Annotated in this window: 2 protein-coding genes; both read left to right on the forward strand. The window is 52.9% G+C overall.

Annotated elements, in window-relative coordinates; translation table 11 throughout:
- Positions 1-54 precede the first annotated feature (54 nt).
- Positions 55-564 carry a helix-turn-helix domain-containing protein gene (locus EVJ30_RS15490; protein ID WP_483297337.1) on the forward strand — a complete coding sequence of 170 codons (510 nt, stop codon included), beginning with the start codon at positions 55-57 and terminating at the stop codon, positions 562-564.
- Positions 561-1,403, forward strand: coding sequence for an IS3 family transposase (locus tag EVJ30_RS15495; RefSeq protein ID WP_370259235.1), 843 nt, complete (start codon positions 561-563; stop codon positions 1,401-1,403). Before EVJ30_RS15490 ends, EVJ30_RS15495 begins: the two co-directional genes overlap by 4 nt.
- Positions 1,404-1,441 lie beyond the last annotated feature (38 nt).

Consider the following 1,441-nt stretch of genomic DNA (forward strand, 5'->3'; position numbering starts at 1 on the left):
TGAACTGCCCCATAAAAGTTGGACATAAAAATCCAACTTTTATGGGGTGTTTTTATGGTCAAATTTACGAAGGCTTTCAAAATTCATGTGGCCGAACGCTACTTGACGGGCAAAGACGGATGCACAACGTTAGGAAAAGAGTTCGGGGTGGACCGTAAGAAAGTCAGTCAATGGGCACTCCTCTATGAGCGCTGGGGCGAGACGATCTTCGATCCGTCCTATACAGCCCACTCGCCGGCGTTTAAACTAAGGGTAATAAACGATATGGCGGACAACGGGCTGTCCTTGATCGACGCGGCCTTGAAGTACAGGCTGTCCTCTCCCGGGATGATCTCCAACTGGCGATCCACATACGAACGGGAGGGGCCCGAGGGCCTGGCCGCCAAGCCGAAAGGACGTGCCCCGATGCCGAGACGGAAGAAGCAGGACCCCAAAGAGATGACGGAGGTCGAGAAGCTCAAGGAACGGGTCGAGTTCCTCGAGATGGAGAACGCAGCGTTAAAAAAATTGAAAGCCTTGGTTCAAGAAGAGGAAGCGCGACGAACGGGATCAAGGCCCAAGTGATTGACGAGCTACGGGCCACCTATCCTGTACCGGGGCTCCTTCAGGTGCTCGATATGGCTCGAAGCGTCTACTATTATTGGCGGACGCGCCTGACGGCCGATGACAAGTATGCGGACGTGAAGGAAGCGATCCGGACCCTCTTCCACGAACACGAAGGACGTTGTGGCTATCGGCGAATCCATGCGCTACTCGAGCGCCAAGGTTTCAGGCACGACCCGAAAACAGTGTTGCGTCTTATGGACGAGCTCGGTCTCAAGTGCCTCGTCCGCATGAAGAAATATCGTTCCTACAAAGGAGAGGTCGGAACGATCGCAGCGAACCTCCTCGAACGGGATTTCCAGGCCACAGGCCTAAACCAGAAGTGGGTGACCGATGTCACCGAGTTCCACCTTTTCGGGGAGAAACTCTATCTCTCACCGATGATGGACCTGGCAAACCGTGAAATCATCGCCTATACGATGTCAGATAAGCCTAAGTATCCATTCATCGGCGAGATGTTGGACCAAGCCATCGCGAGACTCGATAGCGATAGAAGGCCGATCCTCCATTCTGACCAAGGCTGGCAATACCAATTTCGAGCGTTCACGGCGAAGCTTCGCGAACACGGCATCACCCAAAGTATGTCCCGAAAGGGCAACTGTCTCGACAACGCGGCCATCGAGAGCTTCTTCGCCGTGCTCAAGTCCGAGCTACTCTATCTCAGGAAGTTTGAGGACATGGCTCATTTCAAACAGGAGCTCGAGCGCTACATCGAGTACTACAATCATCGTCGCATCAAGAAACGACTAAAAAACCTGAGCCCGGTGGAATACCGGACCCAGGTTCTCGAAGTCGCCTGACAAATTATTTAGTGTCTAACTTTTTTGGTTCAGTTCAA

Source organism: Exiguobacterium sp. SH5S13 (assembly GCF_004337085.1).
GTDB classification, from domain to species: domain Bacteria; phylum Bacillota; class Bacilli; order Exiguobacteriales; family Exiguobacteriaceae; genus Exiguobacterium; species Exiguobacterium aurantiacum_A.

Coding starts and splice junctions, on each gene's coding strand:
- EVJ30_RS15490 (WP_483297337.1), top strand. CDS start 55: ATGGTCAAATTTACGAAGGCTTTCAAAATTCATGTGGCCGAACGCTAC.